The 22,200-nt window shown below is 61.6% G+C and carries 22 protein-coding genes; 12 read left to right on the top strand and 10 right to left on the bottom strand.

Annotation, left to right across the window (positions count from 1 at the left end; translation table 11 throughout):
* Window positions 1-98 precede the first annotated feature (98 nt).
* The 4 genes from ruvX to J0909_RS03250 all read left to right on the top strand — a co-directional run bounded on the left by ruvX (window position 99) and on the right by J0909_RS03250 (window position 3,486).
* Complete coding sequence (ruvX, locus tag J0909_RS03235; RefSeq protein WP_207260432.1) at window positions 99-512, top strand: Holliday junction resolvase RuvX; 414 nt, start codon at window positions 99-101, stop codon at window positions 510-512.
* Window positions 488-1,552 carry an endolytic transglycosylase MltG gene (mltG, locus tag J0909_RS03240; protein ID WP_207260433.1) on the top strand — a complete coding sequence of 355 codons (1,065 nt, stop codon included), beginning with the start codon at window positions 488-490 and terminating at the stop codon, window positions 1,550-1,552. The genes ruvX and mltG overlap by 25 nt, the downstream gene beginning before the upstream one ends.
* A gap of 85 nt (window positions 1,553-1,637) precedes the next feature.
* The gene (locus tag J0909_RS03245; protein ID WP_207260434.1) at window positions 1,638-2,660 is read left to right on the top strand and encodes a Ppx/GppA phosphatase family protein; all 1,023 of its coding nucleotides are present in this window, start codon (window positions 1,638-1,640) and stop codon (window positions 2,658-2,660) included.
* 340 nt (window positions 2,661-3,000) lie between these two features.
* Window positions 3,001-3,486, top strand: a complete 486-nt coding sequence (locus tag J0909_RS03250) for a hypothetical protein (RefSeq protein ID WP_207260435.1) — start codon at window positions 3,001-3,003, stop codon at window positions 3,484-3,486.
* Window position 3,487: 1 nt separating this feature from the next.
* On the opposite strand, the gene lepB is transcribed toward J0909_RS03250, so the two are convergent.
* The 4 genes from lepB to J0909_RS03270 all read right to left on the bottom strand — a co-directional run bounded on the left by lepB (window position 3,488) and on the right by J0909_RS03270 (window position 6,683).
* The gene (gene lepB / locus J0909_RS03255; RefSeq protein WP_207260436.1) at window positions 3,488-4,336 is read right to left on the bottom strand and encodes a signal peptidase I; all 849 of its coding nucleotides are present in this window, start codon (window positions 4,334-4,336) and stop codon (window positions 3,488-3,490) included.
* 191 nt (window positions 4,337-4,527) lie between these two features.
* Complete coding sequence (locus tag J0909_RS03260) at window positions 4,528-5,550, bottom strand: glycosyltransferase (protein ID WP_207260438.1); 1,023 nt, start codon at window positions 5,548-5,550, stop codon at window positions 4,528-4,530.
* A 4-nt stretch (window positions 5,551-5,554) separates the two neighbouring features.
* Entirely contained in the window at window positions 5,555-6,472 is a 918-nt protein-coding gene (locus tag J0909_RS03265; RefSeq protein WP_207260440.1) for a PP-loop family protein, read from the bottom strand.
* A 13-nt stretch (window positions 6,473-6,485) separates the two neighbouring features.
* On the bottom strand, window positions 6,486-6,683 hold the full coding sequence (locus J0909_RS03270; protein WP_207260441.1) for a hypothetical protein: 198 nt from the start codon (window positions 6,681-6,683) through the stop codon (window positions 6,486-6,488).
* A gap of 206 nt (window positions 6,684-6,889) precedes the next feature.
* Here J0909_RS03270 and J0909_RS03275 point away from each other — a divergent pair, with 206 nt between their 5' ends.
* The 6 genes from J0909_RS03275 to J0909_RS03300 all read left to right on the top strand — a co-directional run bounded on the left by J0909_RS03275 (window position 6,890) and on the right by J0909_RS03300 (window position 11,898).
* Window positions 6,890-7,261, top strand: a complete 372-nt coding sequence (locus J0909_RS03275; protein WP_207260442.1) for a response regulator — start codon at window positions 6,890-6,892, stop codon at window positions 7,259-7,261.
* Window positions 7,262-7,446: 185 nt separating this feature from the next.
* Complete coding sequence (locus tag J0909_RS03280; RefSeq protein WP_207260443.1) at window positions 7,447-8,415, top strand: HD-GYP domain-containing protein; 969 nt, start codon at window positions 7,447-7,449, stop codon at window positions 8,413-8,415.
* Window positions 8,416-8,489: 74 nt separating this feature from the next.
* On the top strand, window positions 8,490-9,131 hold the full coding sequence (locus J0909_RS03285; protein WP_207260444.1) for a site-2 protease family protein: 642 nt from the start codon (window positions 8,490-8,492) through the stop codon (window positions 9,129-9,131).
* A gap of 25 nt (window positions 9,132-9,156) precedes the next feature.
* A complete protein-coding gene (trpS, locus tag J0909_RS03290) occupies window positions 9,157-10,146 on the top strand; it encodes a tryptophan--tRNA ligase (RefSeq protein ID WP_207260445.1) in 990 nt (329 codons plus the stop codon).
* Between the two features lie 69 nt (window positions 10,147-10,215).
* On the top strand, window positions 10,216-10,644 hold the full coding sequence (locus tag J0909_RS03295) for an FKBP-type peptidyl-prolyl cis-trans isomerase (protein WP_207260446.1): 429 nt from the start codon (window positions 10,216-10,218) through the stop codon (window positions 10,642-10,644).
* Between the two features lie 78 nt (window positions 10,645-10,722).
* Window positions 10,723-11,898 (top strand): pyridoxal phosphate-dependent aminotransferase, encoded by a 1,176-nt coding sequence (locus J0909_RS03300; protein ID WP_207260447.1) that lies wholly within the window; start codon window positions 10,723-10,725, stop codon window positions 11,896-11,898.
* Between the two features lie 428 nt (window positions 11,899-12,326).
* Here J0909_RS03300 and J0909_RS03305 read toward each other — a convergent pair whose 3' ends face one another.
* Window positions 12,327-12,800: a hypothetical protein gene (locus J0909_RS03305; RefSeq protein ID WP_207260448.1), complete on the bottom strand. Its 474-nt coding sequence runs from the start codon at window positions 12,798-12,800 to the stop codon at window positions 12,327-12,329.
* Between the two features lie 297 nt (window positions 12,801-13,097).
* On the opposite strand from J0909_RS03305, the gene J0909_RS03310 reads away from it, so the two are divergent.
* Entirely contained in the window at window positions 13,098-13,406 is a 309-nt protein-coding gene (locus tag J0909_RS03310; protein ID WP_207260449.1) for a late competence development ComFB family protein, read from the top strand.
* 65 nt (window positions 13,407-13,471) lie between these two features.
* Here the strand turns inward: J0909_RS03310 and J0909_RS03315 are convergent, their stop codons facing one another.
* The 4 genes from J0909_RS03315 to J0909_RS03330 all read right to left on the bottom strand — a co-directional run bounded on the left by J0909_RS03315 (window position 13,472) and on the right by J0909_RS03330 (window position 18,782).
* Complete coding sequence (locus J0909_RS03315) at window positions 13,472-16,642, bottom strand: efflux RND transporter permease subunit (RefSeq protein WP_207260450.1); 3,171 nt, start codon at window positions 16,640-16,642, stop codon at window positions 13,472-13,474.
* 10 nt (window positions 16,643-16,652) lie between these two features.
* Window positions 16,653-17,720 (bottom strand): efflux RND transporter periplasmic adaptor subunit, encoded by a 1,068-nt coding sequence (locus tag J0909_RS03320; protein WP_207260451.1) that lies wholly within the window; start codon window positions 17,718-17,720, stop codon window positions 16,653-16,655.
* Window positions 17,720-18,232 (bottom strand): hypothetical protein, encoded by a 513-nt coding sequence (locus J0909_RS03325; protein ID WP_207260452.1) that lies wholly within the window; start codon window positions 18,230-18,232, stop codon window positions 17,720-17,722. The genes J0909_RS03320 and J0909_RS03325 overlap by 1 nt, the downstream gene beginning before the upstream one ends.
* Window positions 18,233-18,308: 76 nt before the next feature.
* Window positions 18,309-18,782: a MarR family winged helix-turn-helix transcriptional regulator gene (locus J0909_RS03330; protein WP_207260453.1), complete on the bottom strand. Its 474-nt coding sequence runs from the start codon at window positions 18,780-18,782 to the stop codon at window positions 18,309-18,311.
* A 95-nt stretch (window positions 18,783-18,877) separates the two neighbouring features.
* Between J0909_RS03330 and J0909_RS03335 the strand changes: the two genes are divergently transcribed.
* Window positions 18,878-21,976 (top strand): UvrD-helicase domain-containing protein, encoded by a 3,099-nt coding sequence (locus J0909_RS03335; protein ID WP_207260455.1) that lies wholly within the window; start codon window positions 18,878-18,880, stop codon window positions 21,974-21,976.
* Here the strand turns inward: J0909_RS03335 and J0909_RS03340 are convergent.
* Entirely contained in the window at window positions 21,973-22,116 is a 144-nt protein-coding gene (locus J0909_RS03340) for a hypothetical protein (protein WP_207260456.1), read from the bottom strand. The two genes, J0909_RS03335 and J0909_RS03340, sit on opposite strands and share 4 nt — an antisense overlap.
* Window positions 22,117-22,200: the final 84 nt, after the last annotated feature.

A 22,200-nucleotide genomic window follows, 5' to 3' on the forward strand; every position in this document is an offset into this window, starting at 1 on the left:
AGGAAATCATGGACGACCACCGCAAAGGGAACCCGTTTGGCCAAAAACGCCGCTTGGCCCGACGCGATCGGACCGAGATGCCCCCGGAGGCCGTCTAGGTGCGGGCGCTGGGCATCGACTTCGGCCTCAAACGCGTGGGGCTGTCGGTCTGCGACCGCACCGGCACCCTGGTCTCGCCCCATGGGACCATCGTGCGGACAACCCGTCAGGCGCTCTTTGACGAACTGGCCGAAATCATTCATAATGAGACCATTGAGGCTGTGGTGGTCGGCCTGCCGCTGTCGCTCGACGGCAGCGATACCCTGACCACCCGGCAGGCCCGCAATTTCGCCGAAAGCCTGGAACGCCGGATCGACGTGCCCGTTCATCTCATGGACGAACGCCTGACCTCGGCCCAGGCCGAAGAGGAACTCAACGCCGCCGGATTGCGCGGCGCAAAACGCAAGGCCGCCCTGGACAGCCAGGCCGCCGTGGTCATCCTACGCTCATGGCTCGATTCCGTTACGTCCTGATCGCTTCGGCCCTGCTGGCGGTACTCGCCGGACTCGGCGCGGGCAGCTACAAATGGTACAAGGCGTGGCAGGAGGAACAGTTCCTGTCCACTCCGCCCGAGACCCCCGGCCGCGAAGTCCTGTTCCGCGTGGAGCCGGGCCAGATATTCACCACCATCGCAGCCAATCTCAAGAACGAGGGGGTGATCACCGATACCCGCCGCTTCTACGGGCTGGCCGTGCGCTCGGGCAAAGGCTCCGCCGTCCGCGCGGGCGTGTTCAAGCTGTCCACGGGATGGCTGCCGGAGCGCGTCCTGACCGAACTGACCTCATCCCCCGGAGTCCTGCGCCGGGTATCCGTGCGCGAAGGACTGACCTGGTGGCAGACCGGCGGCATTATCGAAGAAGCGGGACTAGGCGACGCCGACGGATTCGCCGCAGCCGTAGCCGACCGCTCGCTGCTGACCGCCCACGGCATCCAGGCCCCGAACGCCGAAGGCTACCTCTTCCCCGAGACCTACCTGCTCACCCCTCCCAAGGCTCACCCCGCACGCCACATGGCCGAGGTCATGATCCGGGAATTCTTCAAAAACGCGCGCAAGGTCTGGCCCGAAGGGCTGCCGTCCCCCGAGGAGGTGCACCGGACCGTGATCCTGGCCTCCCTGGTGGAAAAAGAGACCGGCGACGAGACCGAACGGTCGCGCATCGCCGGAGTATTCCACAACCGGCTGAAAAAACGCATGCTCATCCAATGCGATCCCACAGTCATCTACGGCCTGGGGCCGAGCTTCGACGGCAACCTGAAAAAAAGCGACCTGCAAAACCGGGACAATCCGTACAATACCTACGTGCATCCCGGCCTCCCGCCCGGCCCCATCTGTTCGCCCGGTTTGGACTCCCTCATGGCCGCGGCCCATCCCGAAAAACACGCCTTTCTCTATTTCGTGGCCAAGGGCGACGGATCACACCATTTCAGCCAAACCTTGGAAGAACACAACCGGGCCGTGCGCCAATATCAACTCCGGCGCAACCGGTCCACCTACCGCTCCTCCAAACAGTGACGGACGCGGGCTTGTCGTTGCGAGTCCTGTATTTTTTCTATAGGTTACCGAAACAGCCACGTTTGGAGAGAGGGGGGAGGATACGATGCGTCCGAGACTGAATGCCGCACTGGTGGCGGGCCTGTGCCTATGCCTGATTTCGACGGCCCTCGCTCAGGACGCCACCGTGGTCCGGCGGGCGGCTTTCGACATCGGCGCGGCGGCCATCAAATGCATCATCGCCGACGTGGACATCTCCACCGGGCTCATCGTCAAAACCGTGGACACCCTCTCCGCCAAGGTCGATTTCGCCGAGGATCTGGCCCGTTCCTATGACGGCAACCTGAGCAAGGACGTCATGGCCGAGGGCATCAAGACCCTGGAAAAGCTCAAGGCCGTGGCCGTGGAGAAAAACGCCCTGGAATACTCCGCCGTGGGCGGACGCCTCTTCCAGGAAGCCCAGAACGGACGGGCCTATTTCGTGCGCATCCGCGAGGAGACGGGTATCCCCTCACGGGTCGTCTCGGAACAGCAGGCGGCCATGCTCGGCTACCATGCCGTGCGCCAGGAACTGGGCGACCAGACCCGGAACCTGCTGGTCTGGGACATCGGCGGCAATTCCATGCGGATGACCGTCCGCAAGCCGGACGGCGGTCTGCTCTTCTACATTGATCCCATGGCCTCGGTGGCATTCAAAAACGTGGTCATCGAGACCATACAAGAAAAAAACATCAACACCACGGTCAGCCCCAACCCGGTCAACGCCGACGAAGTGGCGCACGCCCTGGCCTACATCAAGGCCCACGCGGACATGACCGTGCCCAAGTACATCGCCCACCGTCTCTCCCGCCCGGACTTGACCGTGGTCGGCATAGGCGGGGTGCATTACTATTCCGTGCCCGAGGTTCTGGGCGGCCACAAGGCGGGCTACACCCGCGACGAGGTGGCCGAGGCACTCAAGAAATGGACCAACAGGCCCGACAAGGACTTTGATAGCGAATACGCCGAAAGCCGCCTGACCAACCTCATCCTGGTCCTGGGTTACATGGACGCCCTGGGCATCAAGGAAGTTCGCCCGCTGAACATCAACCAGGCCGACGGGCTGTTCGCAACCCGCGAGTTCTGGTGAGATTAAGGGAGGGGCCCCTCCCTTTGGTCAAGCAGGTTTCCGCAGGCTATTTCGCCTTACACTCATTGCACTGTTCCTTACCCGCCGGAGGTGTGTTGGTTTTCTCCCAACCAGCCTCCGGGTAATGGTTTTTGGAACAGTTCCTTTCCCAATGGTACGTGTCTTTCCCCTTTTTATGGTAGTACGGGGCACTGGGATTACTCATGGTAATCTCCTTTTGGTTACAGGTTATTTACAAACAAATACCAAATAGCCTAGGCTCGCCAAAAAAACAGCACACCAGCGCATGTCGCCTTTGCTAGCCATAGTACGATCTCTGGTATTGCGGGGAAGGGAAAAGATGAAGCAAGATATCCCCAGTCAGGACATACCCTATCGAGAAACCTGGATTTTATTGCGAGAAATAAAAGCAGCAATTTCCCGGCAGGTATTCCGGGATTGCCTCGTGGTGGGGGCTTCTCAAGAAAACAGGTATTGCTTGAATCCGGGCCACAATGATTACAGACGGAACCCGGTAGACAGAATCAGAAATCTGGTAGACGCATTGGTTCAAAAGGGGGCGGCCCACCTCGCAATTGAGGTTGTAAATCTCATCGCGGCACCGCTCGACAGCCGCTTGGTCAGGAACAACAAAGCAATTCCGGACAAAAAAACCATATTCGAAGAATGCATTGACGACTATTGCGCTAAAACCGCCCTAGATGACCTGATACGCTCCAATGCCAGTCTTGAAGCTGTGTTGCAACAGGCGGAAAAGTGCAAGCAAGAAATAGAAGAGACTGTCGCAATATATCGAAATACAAAAGCAAACATCGGACAATGGTAATTCAGCGCAGGGGTGTCCCCAGCCTGTCCGCCCAGTCGGGCGCATCCAGGTCTCCGGGGAAATAGATGTATCCCGCCCTGCCCGTTATCCGCTTCCGTTTCACCGGCCCGAGCCAACGCGAATCGTAGCTGTCCTCGCGGTTGTCCCCCATGAGAAAATACTCGTCCGCGCCCAGGATTATCGGCCCGAAGGTGTCGCGCCGGGGAAGAAAACCCGCCCTGGCGTGATGAGCGTAGGGCTCCTCCAGGGGCGCGCCGTCGACCAGAACCTTCCGCTGCCGGATTTCCACGGTCTCGCCGGGCAACCCCACGACCCGTTTGACGAAGTCGCGGCCGTCGGTCTCGGGCAGGGAAAAGATGACGATATCGCCGCGTGCCAGCTTGTCGTCGGGCTCCAGGACCTCGACCATAAAGTGGTCGCCCACCCGGATGGTCGGAAGCATGGAGACGGATGGCACTTGATAGGCCATGAAGAACCAGCCCTTGATGATCCTTTCGAAGACCACGCCCGAGCCCAGGCTGACGGCCAGGCAAAGGAGATAAATCCACCAGCGGTTAGACGGCTTGAGGGTATAGGCAGTGAGCTTGCGGGCCGAAGCGAAGGCCTCTCCGCCCGCAAATAGATTGTAGCCGAACAGGATGGATACGCACAAAAGCATGGCCGCGAAATCCGCCCAGAACAGGATCATGAACAAAGCCAGGACGATCTCGGCCAGGAAGAAGCCAACGCCCTTTCTCCACTGACCGTTGTAGACCTGCCCCACGCCCACGGCCACCAGAGACAGAGTCATGGCCAACCACGGATTGCGGGGCTTTTCAACGGGCGTCGTCGGAATCTCGGTCTCAGTCATGGGGGCACGCCTCCCGGTCGGTCGCCGACCAGCTTGTGCGGTTTGTCGCCCACCGCCGGCCCGTGGCCGATGTAGTGGGCCGCGACCTTGCCCAAGGGCGGGCAATTCGGGGTGGATACGAACTTCGGGAAGACCTTTCCCGGACTCAACCCTGCCAGATTCCCGGACGTTTGGCTAGACGGAGTCGAGAATCAGGCGGCCGGAATATAGTCGCGGCCGAGACGGCAACCGCGCCCTTCGAGAAAAACGGCGATCTCCTCGCGCGCGCCCCGGCTGGCCACGTAGGGGATGCAGAATCCCTCGCCCGGCGCGGGAATCTCGGCCCGGTCGCGGACCGGCAGGCCGTGTACCCGATGACCGATTTTTTTCGGGTCCACGTCGTAGTAAGCCGCGAATTCGATGCCGTGGGCGAGGAGCAGATCGGCGCGCTTGCGGGTGGTCCGGCCCGAGCCGAGGATGTGAACAACCGGGTGGTGCGGATTGTTGCGGGCCAGCCAGCGGGCCAGATATTCGGTCTTGATGCGGTAGAAGGCGTCCACGTCGTAGCGGGGATGGGTGCGCGACAACCGGTCCGGCGGATCATTCCAGACCAGCAGTTCGGCGTCCGCCTTCATCATCCGCACGCCGCCCTCCAACCAACGCAGAAGCAGGTCATAGTCCTCGGGGAAATCGCCCTCGCGGTAAGGGCCGTGCGCCTCCAGGCAGTCGCGCCGGAACATGATGGACGGGTTGGGAACCGGGAATTCCACGAACCGATGCAGACTGATGGCCTCGTGGGAGAGCAGGGAATTGGTCCAGTCCACATAATGGGCGTATCCCCGGCATGTCCGGCGGCTGCCGCCGAAGCGCACCCGGCAACCGACCAGGCCCACATCCGGGTGGTCATCCAAAAGCGCGGCCTGGAGAGCCAGCCTGCCGGGCAACGCTTCGTCATCGGCGTCCATGCGGGCGATGTAGATCCCCCGGGCCGCCCCGATGGCCGCGTTGGCCGCCCGGATGACCCCGCCGTGCGGGATGGAGAAAACGCGGACGCGGGAATCCCGGCGCGCGTATTCGGCCAGGATTCCCGCAGTGTCGTCGGTCGAGCCGTCGTCCACAGCCACCACCTCGAAATCCGCGCCCTCCTGGGCCAGAAGCGAATCGAGCGCTCCGGCCACAGTGCGCCCGCAATCGTAGCAGGGCATGGTCACGGAAATGCGGGGGGAGGCGGCCACGAGGCTACTCCGCCTGCGCCTTGCTCTCGCGCACCGCCGCCTTGATGCGGCAGACCGCGCAGACTTCGGCGCTGGTGGGCGAACCGCACTCGGTGCACGGCGCGAGTTTGACCCCGGTCTCCTTCTCCAGGCGGGCAAAGGCCGGCTTGCCCTGCTTGAGGAAGGACTGGTAGAATTGGAGCTTCTGACCGGGGCTGCGGTGTTCCAGTTCGCCCCACAGCTCCTTGTGGGCCGTGAAGCTGGCCCCGCCGGAATAGGGGCAAGGGTCGGAATGGATCTCGATGCCCTTGAGAAAGGCGTAGTTGGCGGTCTCGAACTCGCTCAGCCGGAACAGGGGCTTGACCTTGCGCACGAACCCGTCGGACGCGGGCAGGACAGGACCCTGGTCGGACAGATAGGCCGTATCCCAGCGCAAGGTGTTGGCGAACAGCCGGGCCACCTCGTCGTCCAGATTGTGGCCCGTGGCCAGAACGTCGAAGCCCTCTTCCACGGCGATGCGGTTGAAGTGATGACGCTTGAGCCTGCCGCACACGGCGCAGACCGGGCGCTTGACGTACTGCTTGACGTCCGGGATGGGCAATCCCCAGGCGGCCATCTCGAAAACACGCAAGGGCAGGGCATGCAGGGCGCAGAAATCCTCGACCTTCTTGCGTGCCTTGTCCGACGAATTCGGGATGCCGAGGTCGATATGCAGGCCGGTCACGTTGTAGCCCTGCAGCTTGAGTTCGAGCATGAGGGCCAGGGAGTCCTTGCCCCCGGACAGGGCCACGAGGATGCGGTCCTCGCGGGTGAACATCTTCTCCCGGCGTATGGCCGTCTCCACCTGCTTGGTGAAAAAGAGCGGATAACAGTCCGCGCAGAAGCCGGAATGGTGGCTCGGCAGGGATACATGGGCCGTTTTACGGCAGCGGGTACATTTCATATGGATATGCCCCCTACCCGGCCGAAGTGACTTTGCGGACCAGCAACTCGTCGCCGTGGACGAGCTTGCGGTCCGAGGTGAGCAGTTCGCCCCTTCGGGCGACCAGGGCCATGGTGGGACGGAGCCGCAATTTGTTCAGCACGGCCAGCACCGAGCGCGTGTCGTTGAGCTCGATGCGCTTCCCGTCCGGTTCCAGATTGACAATGATCATAGGGTCTCCTTTGCCGCAGGCCATTTTGACGGCCAACGGCGGGCGGACAGTACCCGGGATGACCGCCGAGTTCAAGCCCGCCCGGACCGGACCGCCGTCCGGACAACGGAAACGGGACAATCCGCCATAAAATTCAAAACCGCTGTTGACCCTAAAGTGATATATCGCCTATGCTCGTAGCAAGGGCTAATTCCAAGGAGGAAGCCATGAGTCAACCAAAAATTCTCGTCGTGGACGATGAAAAACACATCCGCATGCTCTATCGGGAAGAACTGGAGGCGGACGGCTATGCTGTGGCCACGTCCGACGGCGAAGAGGACATCCTCGACGTCATCGCCAGGGAAAATCCGACCATTGTCATTCTAGACATCAAGCTGGGCGTCAACCGTTCCGGCCTCGACCTGTTGCAGGAAATCCGCACCAAGGACCAGCAGATCCCGGTCATCCTTTCGACGGCCTATGACTCCTTCCAGCATGATCTCAAATCCATTGCCGCAGACTACTATGTGGTCAAGTCCGTGGATCTGACCGAATTGAAGGACAAGGTCCGAATGGCCCTGAACAAGGCGGGCGCCTAGCCGCCTTTCCCGCCCGCCGCTTTTGGGACGGACGCCTTTCCGCCAGGAAGGCGTCCCGCTTTTTGCGGCCCGCCGAGCCCTCCCGGCTATCATTGACAGCGACTGTTTTTCATGGATACCTGACCGTATTCCGGGAGGGGACGGCAGGCTCCGCCCGCGTGTCCCGACAAAGGCGGACGAATTCTATGTCTCAACAGATCACGGCGGAATATTTTCCCATCTCCCCGCTTATCCTGCGGCCCGACTTCAAGGTGCCCTTCGACATCTTCCTGCGCCACGACGACAGCTACGTCCTGTTCAACGCCAGCGGCCGGATCATGACCAAGGCCAAACGCAAGGAACTGGCCCTGGCGGGCATCATGACCATCTACGTGGACAAGCGTTCCCGTAAACTCTACCACGGCTACATCCAGGCCAACCTCCTCGACCTGCTCGAAGACGAATCCATCTCCCTGCCCGAGCGCGCCCAGGCCTGGACCAACGCGGCCGCGGCCCTGTCCAAGGAACTCTTCGAGACCAACCTGCCGGGTCCGGCCTTCAAGAAACGCTACGTCCGCTTCCAGGAGCTCATCCGAAGCAGCACCTCCTTTCTCAGCTCCCCCAAACCGCTCAAGAACCTGACCCAATTCATCGGCAAGGGGTACGAAGCGTACCACCACGGCGTCTCGACCATGATCTACGCCGTGAACCTGATGCAGGAGTACAAGTTCGACGACGACGAGGTCCTGGCCTGCGGCATGGGCGCCCTGCTACACGACATCGGCCTGGTGGGCATGGACAAGGACCTGCTCGACACCGACCCCGAAACCATGTCTCCGGCCCAGCACCAGCTCTACGCCATGCATCCGCTCATCGGCGTGCGCATCTGCGCCAACTTCGACCTGCCGATCATCGCCACCAATTGCATCCTGTTTCATCACGAGCGCATGGACGGCAAGGGGTACCCCACCCAGGCATTCGGGGAGGAAATCCCCCTGCCCACCCGTGTGGTCTCCCTGTGCAACCGCTACGACGACCTGACCCGCAACCGGCCGTACAGCCGGGCCGTCAAGCCCTTTGACGCCCTCAAGGCCCTGACCGACGACAAGGGCCTGGTGGAACCGGGCATGCTCAAGCGATTCATCAAGCTCCTCTCCAGGGCGGAGATCGTGTAACAACAGCCGGTCAGGGCGGGTTGCCGGGCTAAAATCCCTTGCCGCCCCACCCCGTTGCATGATAGCCGCACCTGATGTTCGATATAACCGCACAGGATATCCAGGTCTATCTGACCTTGGCCCCCGGTCTGCTCATCGCCCTGGTCTTCCACGAGGTGGCCCACGGCTACGTGGCCTATCTTCTGGGCGACACCACGGCCAAGTCCCAGGGACGGTTGACCCTCAACCCCCTTAAGCACCTCGATCCCATCGGTACTCTGGCCTTTTTCTTCGTCCACTTCGGCTGGGCCAAACCCGTGCCGATCAACCCCCGTTATTTCAAGAACCCGCGCAAGGGCATGATGTACACCGCACTGGCCGGGCCGGGCATCAACTTCATCCTGGCCGCCGTGTTCGCCGGGGTGTTCCACCTCATGGGCCTGCTCGGCATTAGTCCGCGCAATGCCCTGTATGCGGTGGCCTACTACGGGGTCTTCGTCAATCTCATCCTGGCGGCCTTCAACCTCCTGCCCATTCCGCCCCTGGACGGCAGCAACGTCCTGGCGTATTTCCTATCCCCCCGTGCAGCCTATAAATACATGTCCATGAGCCGCTACGGGTTCATCATCCTCATCGCCATCATCCTGCTCGGGCGATACACCGGACTGGACATCGTCGGCCGGGTAATCGTCCCCCTGGTCCAGGGCTTTGGCTCCCTGCTGGGCGTGCCTCTCTAACCATCTAACAGCAGACCACTTCATCATGAGCGCAAAACAACGAATTCTCTCCGGCATGCGTCCCACCGGGCCCCTTCATCTCGGCCATTACTTCGGCGTCATCGCCAACTGGCTGAAGATGCAGGAAGAATATGATTGCTACTTCTTCGTGGCCGACTGGCACGCCCTGACCAGCGAATACGCCGACCCCACCCGGATCAAAGGGTTCATTCCCGGGCTGGTCAAAGACTGGGTGGCCGCCGGGCTGGATCCGGAAAAATGCTCCATATTCCAGCAGTCCCAGATCAAGGAACACGCGGAGCTCAACCTGATCCTGTCCATGTATACCCCGCTGGGCTGGCTCGAACGGTGTCCGACCTACAAGGACCAGAAGGAACAACTGGCCCAGAAGGACCTGAACACCCATGGCTTCCTCGGCTACCCGGTGCTCATGTCCGTGGACATCCTCATGTACAAGCCCCTGGCCGTGCCCGTGGGCAAGGACCAGTTGCCGCACCTGGAACTGACCCGCGAGATTGCCCGCAGGTTCAACCATCTCAACAACACCGACCTGTTCCCGGAACCGGCGGATATGCTCACCGAAGCGCCTGTCCTGCCCGGCCTGGACGGACGCAAGATGTCCAAGAGCTACGGCAACTCCATCATGCTCTCCGAGCCGCTGGACGAGATCATGCCCAAGGTACGCGGCATGAAGACCGACGAAAACCGGCTGCGCAAGTCCGACCCGGGCGATCCCGAGATCTGCAATCTCTTCCCCTACCACAAGCTCATAACCGACCCGGCCAGGCTCCCCGAGATCGTCGAGGGGTGCAAGAACGCTTCCTGGGGCTGCGTGGATTGCAAAAAGCTGCTCATGAAATCGCTGGAGGAATTCCTCACGCCTCTACATGAACGCCGTGCCGCTTGCTCCGACGAAAAGGTCCGGGAGATCTTGGAGACGGGCAACGCCAGGGCCCGCGCCTACGCCGTCAAGACCATGGAAGAAGTCCGCAAGGTCATCAACTTCGACTTCTAGGCGAAAATAGTCTAGAATGATCCACCCCACCCGGTCGCGACCGGGCCAAACCACCATCCAGGAGTTTCTATGACTGCGCAGAACGGCAGCACCGTCAAAGTCCACTACACCGGCACCCTCAAGGAAGACGGCAGCCAGTTCGATTCCAGCCAGGGCCGCGACCCGCTTGAGTTCACGTTGGGCGACGGCATGGTCATCGCCGGTTTCGAAAAGGCCGTGATCGGCAAATCCGCAGGCGACACCGTAACCGTGGAAATTCCGCCTGAAGAGGGATATGGTTCCCCCAGCGCGGAATTGGTCTTCCAGGTTCGCCGTGAGCAACTGCCCCCCACCGTTGAGCTGGAAGAGGGCATCATGCTGGAAATCCGCACCGAGGACGGCCAGCCCGCCTATGTCCGCGTGACCGAATTCGACGAGGAACTGGTCACCCTGGACGGCAACCATCCCCTGGCCGGTGAGACCCTCGTCTTTGATATTGAGATCATTGAAGTAGCATAAATAACTGCACTTCGATTAACTTTCCCCGCCCCTTGCTGCATCGGCGAGAGGCGGGGTTTTCTTTTTGAGAGAAGAACCATGAGCATATCCGACCGTTGCTGCAACATCACTCCGTTCCTGGTCATGGAAATCAACGAGAAGGCCGAGGCCATGGAGCGTGCCGGGGAATCCGTCATCCGCATGTGTGTAGGCGAACCCGACTTCGACACGCCCGAATGCGCCAAGCGGGCCGCCTGCAAGGCGCTCGACGACAACCTGACCCACTACACCCATTCACTCGGCCTCCGCGAACTGCGCGAGGCCATCTGCGCGGACTACGCCAAGCGCTACGGCGTAACCCTCGCCCCGGACAACATGGTCGTCACCCAGGGCACCAGCCCGGCAATGCTCGTGCTCTTCTCCACCATTCTCGAACAGGGCGACAAGGTCATCACCTCGGATCCGTGCTACGCCTGCTACGACAATTTCATCACCTTCGCCGGGGCCTCGCCGGTCAAGGTCCCGGTCTTCGAGGACGACGGATTTCAGTACCGCGTGTCCGCCATCCGCAAGGCTCTCGAAGAAAACGACGGGATCAAGGCCATCCTGATCAACTCCCCGGCCAATCCCACCGGCACCCTGCTCTCCGAGGAACGGCTCAAGGCCATCGCCGAGATCGCCGAGGAAAACGACCTGTGGGTCATCTCCGACGAAATCTACCACGGGCTCGTCTATGAGGACGAGGCCCATTCCATCCTCGAATACACGGACCGCGCCTTTGTCTTCAACGGCTTTTCCAAACTCTACGCCATGACCGGCTGGCGGCTCGGCTACCTCATCGCCCCGCCCCACTTCATGCGCACGCTCCGCAACCTCTGCCAAAACTTCTTCATCTCGGCCAACAGCATGGCCCAGTGGGGCGCACTGGCCGCACTCAAGGAAGCCGAAGCGGACGTGGAACGCATGAAGGCCACCTACAACAAGCGACGCCTCTACATCCTCGAACGCCTCAAGAACATGGGTCTGCCCATCAAGCACGAACCCACCGGGGCCTTCTACGTGCTCGTCAACATGCGCCACCAGGCCGCCCGGTTCGACGGTTCTTCTCTGGCCCTGGCCTACGACATCCTCGACAAAGCCCACATCGCCGTCACCCCCGGCATCGACTTCGGACCGGGCGCGGAAGGCTACATCCGCTTCTCCTACGCCACCTCCATGGCCAACATCGAGGAAGGCATGAACCGGCTGGAAGATTACCTGAAAGCACAGGCCTGATCTCCACACCACTCAAAATAACGGGGGCATGATCGACATGCCCCCGTTGTTTTTACAGCCGCTTGATGCCGTCGGCATCCGCGACATGGTAGGCGGCCACGTCCTCGCGGCCGCTGACGGAGGTGACCGGGATGGCAGCAAGAGAGTATCGCCGCAGTCGGAGCCGGACATATCGTTGCCGAGCCTTGCGCAGAGGGGAAACAGCTCCTAGGCCAGGATGAAGGCCTGCCCACAGATTTTGACGCCCTTGTTGCCATTGCCGCCCTTGTCGAACAGGACCTCGGCGGGAGCATCTATCTTTTCCTGCTAGCCGTGGGCAGCCACTTTCTTACTGAGATAGGGTAGCTGTTTCTCTTTTTTGACTGGTAATCCCTTCTTCCCGGCACCAGTGCATCACAGTCAGAGAAAGTGACAGTTGTCGCCACCGCTCAGACAAGAATATCCAAGCCCTTGTAGGGCGCGGCGGAAGCGCCGACCACTACCCCGCCGGGAGCGAAGAGCGTTTGGGTGTTCATGTTGGTGGAGTACCACCAGGCCATGGCGGCGGCGGACAGGGGGCGGGTCATGTCCCGCTCGGACAGGCTGTTTTTGGCGGCGGCGACGAGTTTGCCGAAGCGGAGAGTCTGGCCGAGCTGCTCGACCTTGCCGGGATTGGCAGCGAAATAGGCGTTGATCATCTCCTTGTCCGGGTGCTCCCCGACGACCGAGGCCGACCCCGCCGGGTCGTGAAGCAGGCGAAAGACCGTGGAGGTGTCCGCACCGAGAGTTTCGAGGTCGGCCTTGACCTCGTCGTTCCAAGTCTCAAGCAATTCGGTGTGGTGGGCCTCGATGTCGGCGAAGGTCAGTTGCCCGGTGCCGCCGGGCGAAACGGTGGCCAGCAGATGGCGGAGATAGCCGCGCATGACCGAGCCCGAAGCCGACGGCTCGTCCCGCCGATTTCTTGACTGTTCCGGCCCCAAAGGGAATTCGCCGTCCGAGGCGGATTTCCTCGGACGCCGGTACGTGTACCCTTGTACAGCCTGTTCAATAGGTTGCGTTGCCATAAGGCCTTCCCGCGCAGGCGGTTGTACCGAACCGTCACAGACGTCCACCCGATATTTCTAGCACGAAATATACCATTCGATTGCCAAAAGACGATAATCAAGGTTAGTATACTGGTACGCTTGACAAAACCGACAATCGCGACAGGAGGGTCGAATATGCTCAAGAAGCCCCTGAAGATAAACGACGCGGACGTCTCCAAGATAGCGAACCGCAACGAGTGGCGCGTGGCCGATCTGCTCCCGCAGATCATCGACGAATACTATGAAGACTATATTTTCGAAGACCTGGACATCCAGGACATTTACGCCCTGACCCTGAATCTGCTCCCGGCGGCCTATACCCAGCCCGGATCCATCGTGCTTTCCGACCGCATCTCGGACTACGAAATCCGCACCCAGATCCGCAACGCGGTGGAACGCATCCTGGACAATCCCACCCGGGCAGGCGGAAAGGCGCCCCGATGACCGACGAAAAGCGGCCCGCCATGTTCGACATGGCGGGCCGCTTCATTGTCCGGTCGGCAGACCGGCTAGGCCTCTTCCCGTTTGCCGCCCTTCTTTTCCATGGGAATGACAAACATGAGCAATGCCGGGATGACGAACACGGTGAAGACCGTGGACAGGGCCAGGCCACCCAGGACCACCGCGCCCAGACCGCGATAGAGTTCCGAACCGGGGCCCGGGGCCACGGCCAGGGGAAGCATGCCGAAGACCGAGGTGGTCGCGGACATGTAGATGGGACGGAGCCGGGTGCGGGTGGCGTCGAGCACCGCCTCCTTGTAGTCCATGGCCCGCTCGCGCACGTTGCCCAGCGATTGGTGGACGATGAGGATGGCGTTGTTCACGACCACGCCGATGAGGATGACGAAGCCGAGCATGGTCAGAATGTCCAGGGCCTGCGGGGCGATGAGCAAATTTTCGAGCCTGAGCCCAAGAAAACCGCCCGCGCCCGCGAGCGGCACGGTGAACATGATGATCAGCGGATAGATGAAGTTCTCAAAAAGCGCGGACATGAGCAGATACGTGATGATCAGCGCCAGGATGAAATTCCACTTGAGCGCGTCGCGGGTCACGGTCAACTTGTCGGCCGCGCCGGACAGGCGCACGGACACGCCGTGCATGAGCCCGGCCTGTTCCACCTTGGGCAGGAGCTGCTGCTCAATGATCTCCATGGCGGATTGGAGGGGCATGTTCACGGGCGGAGTGACCTGGAGGGTGATGGTCCGCTGCCGTTCCAGGTGGCGAATCTGGGTCACGCCGTAGGTGTTCTCCATGGTCGCCAGGGAGGACAGGGGCACGGCCCATCCTTTGGGAGTGGCCACCAACTGGGAATAAAGCTCCTCGGGCGTGGCCACATCCTTGGCCGAGGCCTTGAGCACCAGGTCGATCTTCTTTTTGCCTTCCTCCTTGAAATCGCCCACGTTGCGGCCGTCCATGATCACATCCAGCGCGGTGCCCAAATCCTGGGAGGACAGCCCCACGGCCTTGAGACGGTCGCGGTACGGATGGAAGCGGACCTCCGGGTAGAGCAATTCCAGGGAAGGGATGGGCCGGATCTGAGCGCCATGAATAGACTGCATGGTCATGCCGAACATGGTCCCGGCCGCGGCCACGAGTTGATTCAGGTCACTGCCCGAAAAATCCACGTTGATGACGCGGCCCTCGCCCAGCCCCTGCTCGAAGATGGAGGCCTGGAGCGACACGCCGAACATGCCGGGGATGGAATTGATGATCCGCATGAACATGGGGATGAGCGCGCCCGCGTTCTGTTCCTGAGTGGAGATGACCCCGAACAGGTTGATGGTCGGCGCGGACACGTAGAAAAGCTCCTCCACGCCGGGCGCGCCGTCCACTTCCTTACGGAAGTGGGGCTTGGCCTCGTCGAAGATGTACTTGCCGATGTCGTCACGCTCCTCGAAGGACAGGCCCGGCGGCGGAATGAGAATATTCAGGATCAGGTTGCGGTTGCCCTGAGGCAGATATTCCATCTTGGGAAACATGGTCACGACCATGAGCACGGATGTGGCGGTCAGGGCCAGGACCGTGACCAGGCGGCTCTTCCAGTTGTCGATGGCCATGGAAAGGAGTCGAATGATCCCGTCGGACAGTACCCCGCCCACGGCGTTCAGGGGCTTGAGCACCCGCTTGGCCAGCGAGAGTCCGACCGGAGCGCGCGGCCCGTCCGCTTCGGCCCGGCGCCGCGTCTTGTTGTCCGCGATGCGGTAAAACTGGTTGGCCAGCATGGGAATGACCAGGATCGACACGAACATGGACAGCGCAATGGCGCAGGTCACGGCGATGGCGATATCCTTGAACAATTGCCCCGCCTCCTGCTCCATGAAGACCACGGGCAGGAACACGGCCACGGTGGTCAGGGTGGAGGCCAGCACCGCACCCCAGACCTCGCTGGCCCCGTCGTAGGCGGCGTGGAACGGGCTCTTGCCCATACGCCGATGGCGGTCCACGTTTTCCAGGACCACGATGGCATTGTCCACGAGCATGCCCACGGCAAAGGAAATACCCGCCATGGAGACGATGTTCAGGGACCGTCCGGCGGCCGCGAACATGATGAACGCGCCCACAATGGACACCGGAATGGAGACGGCCACGATGATGGTGGAGCTGAAGGACTGAAGGAAGACGAACAGGACCACGATGGCCAGGACGGAGCCGATGATGATGTTGCGCTTGACCAGGTCGATGGCGCCGTTGATATACGGCCGCTGATCGTAAACCCAGTTGAAGCGCACGCCCTGCTCGGCCAGGGGACCGTCGTTGAGGTCTTGGATTACCTTGTAGACCTGGTCGGTCATGGTCAGGACGTTGGTGCCCGGCTCGGGGCGGATGCCGACGACCAGGCCGGTCTTTCCGTTGTGACGCATGGCCACCGTGGGCTTCTCATTGCCGCGCTCGACCATGGCCACGTCGCCCAGGGTGACGCGATATTGCCCGGACGAGGAAATGACCACGGACTCTATGTCCTCCGGGGTCTTGAACTCGGCGGGGGTGCGGATGCGGTAGTCGCGGCGCCCTACGCCGAGCGTGCCCGCGGACACGGACACGTTTTCGCTCTTGAGCACGTTGATCAGCTCGGTGGCGGTCAGATTATAGGAGGCGAGCTTCACGGGATCGATGATGATGTCCATCTCGTCCTCGCGGCCGCCGCCCACGAACAGATCCGCCACGCCCTCCACGCGCTCGATGTACTGGCGGATGTCGTTCTCGAAGAATGTCTGGTAGGTGGTTACGTCCTTGTCGTTGCCAGGCAGGGTCTCCAGGGTCAGCCAGATGACCGGGGAGGTGGACGCACCCGTGGCCGAAATGATCGGCCGGTCAACGTCGTCGGGATATTCCGGCACTTCGTCGAGCTTGTTGGACACGCGCAAAAGCGCCTTGTCGATCTCGGTGCCGATCTCAAATTTGAGGGTCAACTCGGAGCGGGCGTTATAGTTGGAACTCTCCATCTGGACCAAGCCGGGAATGCCTTTGAGGACCTTTTCCTGCTCTTCGATGACGTCGCGCTCCATCTCGTAGGGCGTGGCCCCGGTCCAGGTGGTGGTCACGGTGATGACCGGCTCGGTCACGTCGGGCGAAAGCTGGTACGGCAACCCCGTGAGGGCGACCACGCCGAACATGGCCACCAGGATGACGCCCACCAGGACGGCCACCGGTTTGCGTATGGCGGTTCCGACTATATCCACAGTCCCCTCCCTACGGCTGCTTCATGGGTTGTGCGGCCACGGGCTGCTGCGGCTGAAGCCGCTCGTTGCCCTTGACCACCACGTCCATGCCTTCCTGCAGGGTCTTGGACTTGACGCCCGCTTCCAGCCCCCGGTAGCCGACCACGTAGATGGGCATGGGCACGGCCTTGCCGTCCACCACGGCCCAGACGACCATCTGGCCCTGGGACGAAATAATCGCATCGCGGGGCACAATCATGGTTTTGCCGCCCAACCCCTTGGGCAGGACCACGCGAGCCTCCATGCCTTCGGCCAGAGCGCCGTCGTTGTGGACGCGTATCTTGACCGGGAAGGTGCGCGTGGCGACATCGCCCTTGGGGATGACCGCGAAGACCTTGCCGGGCATGTCCTTGCCCGCCACCTTGACGGTCACCTCCAGACCTGGTTTGACCACACCAAAGGCCTCGCGCGGGGCGTTGACCACCACGTCGAAGTCCTCGTCCCGGGCCATGACCGTAACCACCGAGCCCACGGAGACCCAGTCGCCGCGAAAGACTTTGCGGTCCAGGATCACGCCGCCATAGGGGGCGCGGATGGTCTTCTTGTCGCGCTCGGTGAGCAGCCGGTTGAGAATGGCTCGGGCCGCGATCATTTTTTTCTCGGCGGACAGGGCGGCCAGCCGTTTCGAATCGTATTCGCCCTCGGCCACGGTGCGGCTTCTGTACAACTTGGTGGTCCGCTCGTTCTCGCGCTTGGCCAGCTCGAAATCGGCCTGTGCCTGGTCCATGAGAGCCCGGGCGTTGGCGATGCTGCTATCCAGGATGTCCGAAGACAGGATGACCAGAGGCGCGCCCTTTTTGACGCGTTGGCCGTCCTCCACGCCCAGGGACACGACCTTGCCCTCCACCTCGGCGGCCACGTTGGAAATCTCCGAAAAGAAGGCTGTGCCGATGAACTCGGTCTGGGGGGCCATGTCGCCGCAAGTCACCTTGGCGACGACCACTGGGGACGGCGGCCGTTCACCGCCCTGGGCAAAAGCCGGGACGGCCACCAGGACCAACAGACAAAGGATTACCGCACCGTCAAGTATTCTCCGCATCACTCTCTCGTTTTTCGCAAATTTCTCCATGGCTTGAACACGGACACAAAGACCATGCCCACCAGGACCGCAACCTGGGTCAGCCCCCATATGAAATTCATTTTTTCATTGTGCAGATAAGCGGCGTCATGCAGCGCGTCGATGCCGAGGACGCCCGAAATATGCATCATGGCCTTCTCCCACGGCCCCAGGCAAACCGTGCCGAAGACGATGGCCGTAAGCGTGACCGCCCACTTGAGGATCACCCAGCCGTGCCGGAAGAATCCAAAGCCGGTGAACAGCGAGTAGGCCAGTCCGGTGATCAGGCAGCCAAAGGCGCCGGGGATGACGACGAGAAAGGTGTCCACATGGTGGATGGCCCGATTGATGCCGTAAAGCTCGGCCCCATCGGTTACGCCCGACTTGAGGAAATAGAGCAGGATCAGGGCCGCGCCACCGCCGACCCAACAGGCCGACGCGCACAGGTGCAGTCCCTTCAGCCACTTCTGCCCCTTGCTACTAAGCTTCACCATGAGTCCCCCTTGAGGCAACTGGCCGCCGCGCACAGGTGCAGCCCCTTCAGCTACTTCTGCCCTCCGATCCCGAGCTTCACCATGAGCCGTTCTTAAGACAACAGGTCGCGTCCAGGTGGGGTTCTATGATCTGCCAAAGAACCCGCTTGCACACTGCGAATTCTTCGGGGTCCAGATGCTTGGTGATCTCCGCCCGGCTCTGGATGACGATGTCCAGGGTGAAATCCACCAGTTCGCGGCCCTTGTCCGTAATATAGATATATTTCACCCGCCGATCGTCGTCGCCGGATTCGCGGCGCAGCAACCCCTGCTTTTCCAGGGCCGCCACCAACCGGCTGACCCCGGTCTTTTCCTGGGAAAGCATTTCGCACAACCTTCCCTGGGTCAATCCGTCGATCTTGTACGCGGGCAACAGGGCCCGCCACTGCTCGACCGTGATCTTGACTCCGGCATCGGTGAAGCGGGCGGCAAGATCGTTGGCGAACACGCGGGCCACCTTCCAAGAGAGGAAGCCGATGGACTCCCTCGGATTCAATCGAGTAAGTAACATGCAAAAAGTTGTATCTGCAACAAACCACCTCGTCAACCCATTTTGGGGCCGGTCACGGGTTGCAATAATAGGAGTATGCCTATACTGTTCACCCCATGGAAAGATTCACCGCCGACCTGCATGTCCACTCCCGTTTTTCGCGCGCCACCAGCAAGAACCTGACCATACGCAACATGGCCGCATGGGGCCGCATGAAGGGCATTTCCGTGCTCGGCACGGGCGACTTCACCCACCCTGAATGGCTGGCCGAGATCGAAGACCAGTTGGAGGACAACGGCAAGGGCCTCTTCGTTCTCAAGGAACCCGACGGGCTGGAAAAGGAGATCCCCGACTTCGAGGGCGATATTCCCGGCCGCACCCGGTTCATGCTCGAAACGGAGATCAGCTCCATCTACAAGCGCGGCGGCAAGGTCCGCAAGGTCCACAATCTGGTCTACATGCCAACCCTGGACGCGGTGAAACGGTTCAATGAGAAACTCGGCCAAGTGGGCAACCTGGCCTCGGACGGCCGCCCCATCCTCGGCCTGGACTCTCGCGATCTCCTGGACATGGTCCTGGAGACCCACCCCCAGGCGTTCCTGGTCCCGGCGCACATCTGGACCCCGTGGTTCTCCCTGTTCGGCTCCAAATCCGGCTTCGACTCCATCCGCGACTGCTTCGGCGAATATGCGGACGAGATCTTCGCCATGGAAACCGGGCTGTCCTCCGACCCCGAAATGAACTGGACGTGGTCCGAACTGGACCGCATCCGGCTGATCTCCAACTCCGACGCCCACTCCGGCGAAAAGCTCGGCCGCGAGGCCAACCTGTTCCGGGGCGAAATCTCCTACGAGGGCATCTACCGGGCCCTGCGCGGCGAGGGATTGGGCCACAAATTTCTCGGCACCGTGGAATTCTTCCCCGAGGAAGGGAAATACCACATGGATGGCCACCGCAAATGCGGCGTGGTCATGGACCCGCACGAGACCATCGCCCGGGACGGCCTTTGCCCGGTCTGCGGCAAGCCCGTGACCGTGGGCGTATACAACCGCATCCTGGAGTTGGCCGACCGCGAGGAACCGATCCAGCCCTCGGGTGCGCCCGGCTTCGTCTCCCTCATCCCGCTCAAGGAAGTCCTGTCCGAAGTGCTCGGCGTGGGCCCGGGCTCCAAGAAGGTCAACCACCTGTACATGAAACTCATCCTCGAATTCGGCAACGAGTTGGACATCCTCCAGCGAGTGCCCGCCGAGGATTTGAGCCGCTACTCCTGCCATCTGGCCGAAGGCATCTCCCGCATGCGCGACGGGCAGGTCATCCGCAAGGCTGGATTCGACGGCGAGTACGGCGTCATCTCCGTCTTTTCCGAGAAGGAACGCGCCCAGATCAAAAACGGGGCCACGCTGATCCATATCCCCCGGCCCGAGACGCGGCCCGATCCGGGCCTGACCGCCCCCTGCCACGCCGCGCCCCGGCCCAAAGACGAGGCCATCCCCCTGTCGTACAACGACGCCCAACAGGCGGCCATTGACGCCGGGCCCGGTCCGGTGCTCGTCCTGGCGGGTCCAGGCACGGGCAAAACCCAGACGCTCATGGGGCGGGTGGAACGGCTCATGGACGAGGAGGTCAACCCCAAGCGCATCCTGGCCCTGACCTTCACCCGGCGGGCCGCCCAGGAAATGCGCGACCGGTTGCACGCCTTACGCGGCGAAAATGCGGACATGCCCCAGGCCGGGACCATCCATTCCCTGTGCTTCGACTACTGGAAGCACGCCTACTCCGAGACGCCCATCGTCGTCCCGGAGGCCGCCGCCAAAAAACTCTTCGCCGAGGTCAACCCGGAGTTCGCGGGCAAAAACCTGGACCACTACTGGTCCAAGTATACCCTGGCCCGCGAACAGCTGACCGAGCTGCCCGCCGACCTGGCCGAGGCGCACATCAACTACGGCAACCAAAAGAACCACTGGGACCTGGTGGACTACACCGACCTGCTGGAATTCATGCTCGAACAGTCCGGTGCGCCGACCTTCCACATGCCCTACACCCATGTGCTGGTGGACGAGGTCCAAGACCTCACCCCCCTGCAACTGGCCGTGGTCCGAGGCATTGCCGGTGCTTCCGGCGAAGGGCTGTTCTGCATCGGCGACCCCAAACAATCCATTTACGGATTCCGGGGGGCCGTGGACGACGTCGAGGCACACCTCAAGGGGCTGTGGCCGAACATGGAGCCGATCACACTGACCGACAACTACCGCTCGGGCCAGGTCATCCTGGACGGAGCGGGCAATCTCTTCCCCGACGCCCCGCGCCTCATCGCGCGCAAGGAGTTGGAGGCCACCATGCACCTGTTCGAGGCCCCGGACGCCGTGCGTGAAGCCACCTGGATCAGCGACAAGATCAAAGGGCTCATCGGGGCCACCAGCCACTCCATCGTGGACAGCGAGGGAGCGGGGGACCTCGCCCCGGGCGACATCGCCGTGCTGGTCCGTTTCAAGGCGCTCATACCGATCCTGGAAAAGGCCCTGAAGCGGGCGGGCTTGCCGGTCTCCACCCCGGAACTGGAAGGGTTCTGGCAGGAACCCCGCGTGGCCGCCATCCTCAAAGCCGCCGAACAATTCCTGGGCATGACCCTGTCCGGCGTGGAAGACACCATAGAGATCCCGGACCACATCCTGGCCAAGGGTCCGGTGGGTTTGGCCGCCTACTTGAGCGAAACGCCGCCGTTCGATCAGTTCTTTTGGGAAAGCCGCCAGTTCAAGGAACTCAAGAAGGAGTTCGATCAGCGCGGCGGCTGGCAGGGGCTGGTCAACTGGGTATCCCTCCAGACCGAACTGGAACTGGTCCGCAAGACTGCCGAAAAGGTCCAGATCATGACCCTGCACGCCTCCAAGGGGCTGGAATTCGAAGCCGTGTTCATGCCCGCCTGCGAGGAAGGCATCCTGCCGTTCGCAGGCATGGATCTGCTCACCGCCAAAATCACCCTGACCCCGGGCCGGGGCCAGCGGTTCTCCGAAGAACGCCGGCTGATGTACGTGGGCATGACCCGGGCCCGGCGCAACCTCTATCTCAGCTACGCGGGACAGCGGCAGCTCTTCGGCAAGACCCTGGCCCTGCCGAGATCCCGCTACCTGCGGGAAATTCCCGAGAAACTCCTGACCAAATCCACCCTGGCCGCCAAAAAGGTGACCAAGGAAAAGCAGCTCGGACTGCTCGACTAGAGCAGGAAGCGATACAGCCCGCGCTCGTAGACCCAGCAGACATTGCGGGCCGCTTTGCGCGGCAGTCCAAATCGGCGCAACCGGCAGAAGACATGCAGGGGGTTGAACCTATGTTGGCAATATTCGCGAAATGTGGTCATATGCGATACCTCGGCAAATCGTTCTTCGTCCAAAAAGATTGAGCAATAACCATGCCCCGGGAACCGAAACCAACGAAACCGGCG

This window comes from Desulfovibrio sp. Huiquan2017 (genome assembly GCF_017351175.1).
In the GTDB taxonomy this organism is placed as follows: domain Bacteria; phylum Desulfobacterota; class Desulfovibrionia; order Desulfovibrionales; family Desulfovibrionaceae; genus Pseudodesulfovibrio.

Coding starts and splice junctions, on each gene's coding strand:
- mltG (WP_207260433.1), top strand. CDS start 488: ATGGCTCGATTCCGTTACGTCCTGATCGCTTCGGCCCTGCTGGCGGTA.
- J0909_RS03245 (WP_207260434.1), top strand. CDS start 1,638: ATGCGTCCGAGACTGAATGCCGCACTGGTGGCGGGCCTGTGCCTATGC.
- J0909_RS03250 (WP_207260435.1), top strand. CDS start 3,001: ATGAAGCAAGATATCCCCAGTCAGGACATACCCTATCGAGAAACCTGG.
- lepB (WP_207260436.1), bottom strand. CDS start 4,336: ATGACTGAGACCGAGATTCCGACGACGCCCGTTGAAAAGCCCCGCAAT.
- J0909_RS03265 (WP_207260440.1), bottom strand. CDS start 6,472: ATGAAATGTACCCGCTGCCGTAAAACGGCCCATGTATCCCTGCCGAGC.
- J0909_RS03270 (WP_207260441.1), bottom strand. CDS start 6,683: ATGATCATTGTCAATCTGGAACCGGACGGGAAGCGCATCGAGCTCAAC.
- J0909_RS03275 (WP_207260442.1), top strand. CDS start 6,890: ATGAGTCAACCAAAAATTCTCGTCGTGGACGATGAAAAACACATCCGC.
- J0909_RS03280 (WP_207260443.1), top strand. CDS start 7,447: ATGTCTCAACAGATCACGGCGGAATATTTTCCCATCTCCCCGCTTATC.
- J0909_RS03285 (WP_207260444.1), top strand. CDS start 8,490: ATGTTCGATATAACCGCACAGGATATCCAGGTCTATCTGACCTTGGCC.
- trpS (WP_207260445.1), top strand. CDS start 9,157: ATGAGCGCAAAACAACGAATTCTCTCCGGCATGCGTCCCACCGGGCCC.
- J0909_RS03295 (WP_207260446.1), top strand. CDS start 10,216: ATGACTGCGCAGAACGGCAGCACCGTCAAAGTCCACTACACCGGCACC.
- J0909_RS03300 (WP_207260447.1), top strand. CDS start 10,723: ATGAGCATATCCGACCGTTGCTGCAACATCACTCCGTTCCTGGTCATG.
- J0909_RS03305 (WP_207260448.1), bottom strand. CDS start 12,800: ATGCGCGGCTATCTCCGCCATCTGCTGGCCACCGTTTCGCCCGGCGGC.
- J0909_RS03310 (WP_207260449.1), top strand. CDS start 13,098: ATGCTCAAGAAGCCCCTGAAGATAAACGACGCGGACGTCTCCAAGATA.
- J0909_RS03320 (WP_207260451.1), bottom strand. CDS start 17,720: ATGCGGAGAATACTTGACGGTGCGGTAATCCTTTGTCTGTTGGTCCTG.
- J0909_RS03325 (WP_207260452.1), bottom strand. CDS start 18,232: ATGGTGAAGCTTAGTAGCAAGGGGCAGAAGTGGCTGAAGGGACTGCAC.
- J0909_RS03330 (WP_207260453.1), bottom strand. CDS start 18,782: ATGTTACTTACTCGATTGAATCCGAGGGAGTCCATCGGCTTCCTCTCT.
- J0909_RS03335 (WP_207260455.1), top strand. CDS start 18,878: ATGGAAAGATTCACCGCCGACCTGCATGTCCACTCCCGTTTTTCGCGC.
- J0909_RS03340 (WP_207260456.1), bottom strand. CDS start 22,116: ATGACCACATTTCGCGAATATTGCCAACATAGGTTCAACCCCCTGCAT.